Origin of the sequence: Pseudoalteromonas sp. BSi20480 (assembly GCF_000241365.1) — a bacterium.
GTDB classification, from domain to species: Bacteria; Pseudomonadota; Gammaproteobacteria; order Enterobacterales; family Alteromonadaceae; genus Pseudoalteromonas; species Pseudoalteromonas marina.
On the sequence record NZ_BADX01000140.1, the window covers coordinates 1 to 6,313 of the forward strand.

Sequence of the window (6,313 nt, forward strand, 5' to 3'; positions counted from 1 at the left end):
ACCTCAAGGAAAATATTAATTCTTGTTACGACCTAAGTGTATTGGCTTTAGATCCAACTGATAATTCTAACACTAGGGCATTTTCGGGCTCTGTTGAGTTTAATCCTCTGATTATGTGTAATGTTATCCGAGCTCAACGAACCCTAGAGCATGCAAAAAATGGAGAAACAAACGTAATTGGTAAGCTACTGAACAATATGTTCCAAACTGCATCTTCTCCAAATGCAATAAATAGTGATCAAGTGCTAGCATCGCAGTTAAGAGCTTCTGTAGAGGGAGTGGAGCATGATATTCAGAAAAGCTTTGACATGATGCTACAAAAGCTTATGCCAGCAATGGGATTACTTGGGTTCCCCGGAATGGATGGAACTGTAATTCAGCCACAAACATTGCTGAATGTAGAGTCCTTGCTCTCTGAACATACAAAGATATGCTACAAGGGGGAAGGTAACGTACATTTGCCTGAGGGCTACAACGGTCTGGGGACAAGGCACTTGATCTATATGTTACTCCATTTGGAGTCTTATCATAAGGAATATAGATCTTTGGAGGTTCGACCTGCAACGCATGTAATTTTTGTAGAAGAACCGGAAGCTCACCTCCATCCTCAAATGCAAGAGGTCTTTATAAGTCAGTTACAAAAAATTGTTAAAAAGTTATCTGAGGCATACCCAGATGACCCAGAATGGAATGTACAGTTTGTAATTACGACCCACTCGTCTCATATAGCAAATACTGCAAACTTTGATGCAATTCGGTATTTTTTAAAGTACCCAAATATATCTAATCCATACACCATTATTAAGGATCTTAAGAAAGGTTTAAAGAAGATTAGTCCAAACGATAAGAAATTTTTGCACAAATACATGACACTAACGAAGTGTGATTTGTACTTCGCAGATAAAGCTATATTGGTCGAAGGTACTACAGAAAGAATCTTGATGCCAAAACTGATTCAACTAGTCGAAGAAGAAATTGAAGAGAATAGTAAACTGTCTTCTCAATACGTTTCTACAATCGAAGTTGGTGGAGCATACGCCCATCTTTTTTATCCCCTATTGGACTTTTTAGAAGTAAAGTCTCTAATAATTACGGACTTAGACTCTGTAAAGCAAGTTAAAAGAAAAACAAGGCTTGTTAGAGTTAAATGTCCTGTAGCCGAAGGGGAGTGGACATCCAATGTTTCGATCAAAAATTGGTTTAAAGAAGAAGAGTGTGCATTTTTACAGCTATTAATGAATAAGACTGATACAGAGAAGGTTATTGAGAATAGAAGAATTGCTTACCAGGTTCCTGAAGAGGACAATCAGACTGCATGTGGTAGAAGCTTTGAAGATGCTTTAATTTTAGCAAATATGAAGATGTTTAAAATGCGTAAAAGCGGGAATTATGCGAATCGAGCTTGGCTGGAGGCAAAAAAATTAGCCAAGTCTGATACTGCATTTCGCTTTGCAATATTGGAAGAAAATTGGAATGTTCCAAGGTACATCGTTGAAGGGTTAACATGGCTTTCAGCGCCTAAGCTCACAGTAGAAACCGTTACTTCTGAGGTGGAGAAAAATTGCTTATGAGTGATAAAGCTATTTTAGCAGCCGAAAAAGCACAACAAGAAGTGAATAACTGTATTAAACAGGGTGTTAGTTTTAGACTCGAAGCAGGCGCTGGAGCAGGTAAAACATATTCATTAGTCAAGGCGTTACAAGCAATTATCTTTGATCGAGGGGCTCGGCTTATTAAAGCTAACCAGAGGATAGCATGTATAACATATACTGAAGTTGCAAAGAACGAGATTATTCAAGAAATTGACAGTCATGAAGCTATAGTTGTTGAGACTATTCATTCCTTTTGCTGGTCTTTCATGAGGCACTTTCAAAGTTCGATGAGAGATATTATTAATGAATTTGAAGGATACAAAGAAGAAATTGAGGCTCAAGGTGGAATAGAAGGGAAGCTCATAGAATATAAGAGAGGTTATTTTAAAGCTTACTCAGATAAGATTTCTATCAAGCATGATGACGTCCCTTTATTAATGGCTAAGATATTGAAGCTACCGAAGGTACAGCGTTTGTTTTTTCAGCAGTACCCTATTTTGTTCATAGATGAGTACCAAGATACAAATGTCCAATTTATGGATGCTTTGAACGAAGTATTCATCTCAACTAAGTTTGGCCCTTTGATAGGCTTCTTTGGTGATCATTGGCAAACAATACACTCTACGGATTTTGAACTAAAGAATTATGATTTACATGCTATCGATAAAGGATCTAATTTCCGTTCAACTAAAAAGATTGTTGATGTACTTAATAAGCTGAGACCTAATCTCACACAAAGTGAGCGTCAACAAAGTTTCATGGGCGAAGCGTGCTTTTATCATACGAACTCTTTCAAAGGAGCTCGAAGAACGGATAGCCATAATAAAGGGGACTTACCCATTGAGTCTGTTATCGCTCTGAAAGACACTTTGCTAGAAGACTTAAAAAAAAATGGATGGGATCTAAAAGAGACAAAAGTTCTCATGCTGACGCATAACTTGATTGCTTCGCAACAAGGTTACGGTCAATTAGCAAAAGTATTCGGTAGATATAAGGACTCCTTTACAAAGAAGGAGGATCCTGTCGTTCAGTATTTGGCAGATACAATAGAGCCAATGTGTGAAGCTTTCAAAATGAAAAAGTACGGGGAGATGTTCCGTATCCTCGGTAAATGGCCCACAATAACTTGCCATATGGATAAGTTGAAGTGGAAAAACGAAATTAATCAACTTAATGAGCTCAGAGAAACAAAAGATATTGGAAGTGTTATCTCTTTCCTTCTATCTTCAGAAAAGCTTCCGAAGAGTAAGAAGGTTCTAAAACTAGAGAAAGAGTTGAAGGAAGGTTTAGCTAATATAGAAAATACCCCATTATCAAATAGCTTGGTTAAATATCAAAGACTATTAAAAATTCCGTATTCAGAATTAATTAACCTTGTGTTTTTCTTGGGTGGTGGAACGCCGCTGGCCACACAGCATGGTGTAAAAGGCGCTGAATATGACAATGTCTTAGTCATACTCAGTGGAGGCTGGAATCATTACAATTGGCCTAGATTTTTAGATTTATTAAAGACAAAAAAAATAAATAAAGATCATCACGATGGATTCTATAGATCTAGGAACTTGTTTTATGTGTCTATATCTAGGCCGAAGCAGCGATTAGCGGTTTTAACGACACAAGCACTATCAGCTAATGCTATATTGGCAGCTGAAGAGCTTTTTGGTGTGGATAATGTAGTCGATATTGAAGTCCCAGTCATAGATAGTTAAATAGAACTATTATTTATTAAATTTTATCCCTAATTACATGGTTTTACAGTTCTTTTCTGTCTCACATAATTACTAGGTCAGCAACAGTAAGGTAGTAAGTGTTATAAAGCTTTAAATTAAGGTTTTTATGTCTGCCTAATTGAAGTTGTTATTAATTACTTTTTATATATACTGTTTTTATATACAGCTTTTTGCATTTAATCATGTACCGGTAATGCTAATCAAATGAGTGAAAGTTCATCAATCACCTATCGTAAAATTATTCATGTTGATATGGATGCATTCTATGTATCAGTAGAAATTAGAGATAATCCATCTTTAGCCAATAAGCCTGTTGCTGTCGGTGGAAGCCGTACTTCTAGAGGTGTTTTATCTACATGTAATTATATTGCTCGGCAATTTGGAGTTAAAAGTGCGATGCCAACAAGTGTGGCTCTGCGTAAATGCCCAGATCTAGTTCTTTTGAGGGGGAGGATGGATGTTTACAAGCTTGTAAGCTCTCAAATCCGTGAAATATTTGAGAGGTACACTGATTTAATAGAGCCTCTGAGCTTAGATGAAGCCTATTTAGATGTTACTAATTGCCATTTTTTTGGTGGCTCCGCAACATTAATTGCTCAGGATATTTGCCGTACAATATATGCAGAGCTTAACCTTACAGCATCCGCTGGTATTGCCCCAGTTAAATATCTAGCTAAAGTCGCTTCTGACCTAAATAAACCTAATGGCATTTTCGTCATTCCACCTAAAAATGTAGACTCTTTTATAGACAATATGGAATTAAAAAAAATCCCAGGAGTAGGGAGAGTCACAAATGAGAAATTGCTTTCAGATGGTTTTAAATATGGTAAAGATGTTAAGGCATCTAGCCTTGAATATTTATCTTCTAGATACGGTAAGTTAGGTAGGCTGTTATGGGAAAGATGTAGTGGTGTTGATGATAGACCTGTTGTTACATGTAGAGAAAGAAAATCTGTAGGGGTTGAGAGGACTTTTCCTGAAGACATTTCTGAAACTCAGGAGCTTGAACGAATTCTCTTTGAGAAGCTATTACCAGAGCTTGAACAAAGAGCATACAAGTACCTCAATAATAGAGGCATAAGTAAAATTGGAATTAAAGTAAAGTTTTCTGATTTTCACCAAACGACAAAGGAGTTCTCTACTGAAAAGTTAGATCGTACAATCCTTTGTGAGTTACTCCATGAAGCTTTCCTGCGTGGTGGAGGAAAGCATGTCCGCTTACTCGGTGTGCATATAGGGTTATCACCTGAGAAAGTTGAATCAGAACAGATATCATTTGATTGGTGATGATAGTGTAGCTGTGACAAATCTAGGCTGGAAGAATCATTTTTTAGCTTATAAAGTGCGATGTATTATCAAAAAAGGGCCTAGTGAAAAAAGGTAAGTCCACTTGTTAAATTAGGTTCCTGTAAAGGTTTCCCAATAACTGCTTTGAACAACCCAAATTAAATAACTTTTGGACTGTGAAAATCATTCAGTAGGATCCAACATTCTTGTTTGAGGGTTATTTCGTTCAAGTTATGGAGTTGTTCTAGCTATAAAATGAATAGGTTTAGACTTCATCTGACAGGCAGCCATGAGCGATAACCGGTCTGTCATGAATTTCGATCTATGAAGTCACTGATTGTAAATCCTTTTTATTTACCGATTGGTTTTACCCTCAATGTCGGGTTGGCATATTGCGATTTATTGGCGTGATGAGCTTAGGTGTAGCGACGAATAAAATAGAACGAACGAGTTAACTTGCTTAACTGTTAAACCTTAGGTTTAATAGGCACATAACAAACGCTGAGTAACGCAGGGATAGCTTAGATACGACTGGCACTCCCATGAAGTTGGTTTGATATCGCTTAGTTCATAAAAAGCAAGTTCCCATTATATGAACAAAGCCAACTCTGACACCCCGAGCAGGTAGCGCCTCAGCCCAACAAGCGTGTCGTATAAAGACTAAAATCTTAGCTGCCAGTGTTATTTGGCTTTTATTATTCAACTAGGAATTAAGAATGTTATCAACGGTAAAGCTAAAGAATTTCAAGAGCTTCAGTGAGCTAGAGAACCTAAATTTAAAGCCTATAACAGTACTGTGTGGTACGAATAGCTGTGGAAAAAGTTCAATATTACAGAGTATTTTACTATTAAAGCAAACTAAAGAAGGAAGAAGCTCAAATCAGTCTTTACTCCTAAACGGTAAATATATTCATTTAGGCGACATTCAGAATCTAATTTATGGGCACGATAAAAATAAGACTGTATCGATAACATACCAGTATGATTTTAAAATTGAAGGATATTATCAAAACAGAAGAAACAGGCATAGACCATCTATAGTTCATTTATTTAAATATTTGCTATCCTCTGAAATGAGAAAAATAAAAAAAGCAGAACACTCACTATCTCTTTCGATTGATTTAAAAGTATCAGATAAGAACAAAGGGTATATAAAAACTTCTGATATTCTAAGCTATAAAATACAAATATCGACAAAATCACCTGATGGCACAGTTACCAAAGGTATAGAGGCCTCTATTACACATATAAATAATGACTTTGTGTTGCAATGGGAAAACGTACACCATGCAATAAGGAAAGATGCAAAGCTTAAAGCGGGTAGTGTAAGTAGAGTTTCAGTTAGCTTTGAAAATCTATTCCCATTTATTGAGATCAGAGGTCCAGAAAATTTTGAAGAAACATTTGATGCCATTCCATACGAAGTGCAGCATGTTTTCCGAGCTGTAGACGACTTTATAACCACTATTAATGAAAGCGTAACGTATGTCGGTCCACTTAGAGAAGAGCCATCAAGACGATATATATATGAAAATGAAGTTCTAGAAATTGGTAGTAAAGGTGAAAATGCTGCATACATATACCAAACAGAACAAGATGAATCTATTGAAGAACATCACTTTTTTCGACAAAGCAACTGACTCATTTGTATATAAAAAAGAAATAAAATTAAAAGACGCACTAAAACAATGGTTTGAACTTATG

The 6,313-nt window shown here is 36.4% G+C and carries 4 protein-coding genes; all 4 read left to right on the forward strand.

The window, feature by feature from the left end:
• The coding region (locus tag P20480_RS18515) for an ATP-dependent nuclease (protein WP_033025702.1) at nucleotides 1-1,571 on the forward strand (1,571 nt) is incomplete at its 5' end.
• The gene (locus P20480_RS05240) at nucleotides 1,568-3,301 is read left to right on the forward strand and encodes a UvrD-helicase domain-containing protein (RefSeq protein WP_033025704.1); all 1,734 of its coding nucleotides are present in this window, start codon (nucleotides 1,568-1,570) and stop codon (nucleotides 3,299-3,301) included. The genes P20480_RS18515 and P20480_RS05240, both read left to right, overlap by 4 nt.
• 225 nt (nucleotides 3,302-3,526) lie before the next feature.
• The gene (dinB, locus tag P20480_RS05235; RefSeq protein WP_008131389.1) at nucleotides 3,527-4,609 is read left to right on the forward strand and encodes a DNA polymerase IV; all 1,083 of its coding nucleotides are present in this window, start codon (nucleotides 3,527-3,529) and stop codon (nucleotides 4,607-4,609) included.
• A gap of 716 nt (nucleotides 4,610-5,325) precedes the next feature.
• Nucleotides 5,326-6,249, forward strand: a complete 924-nt coding sequence (locus P20480_RS05230) for an AAA family ATPase (RefSeq protein ID WP_008131391.1) — start codon at nucleotides 5,326-5,328, stop codon at nucleotides 6,247-6,249.
• The last annotated feature ends 64 nt before the right edge of the window (nucleotides 6,250-6,313 follow it).

Bases quoted from the DNA above. Each gene is read 5' to 3' on its own strand.
- P20480_RS05240 (WP_033025704.1), top strand. From the start codon at position 1,568: ATGAGTGATAAAGCTATTTTAGCAGCCGAAAAAGCACAACAAGAAGTG.
- P20480_RS05230 (WP_008131391.1), top strand. From the start codon at position 5,326: ATGTTATCAACGGTAAAGCTAAAGAATTTCAAGAGCTTCAGTGAGCTA.
- dinB (WP_008131389.1), top strand. From the start codon at position 3,527: ATGAGTGAAAGTTCATCAATCACCTATCGTAAAATTATTCATGTTGAT.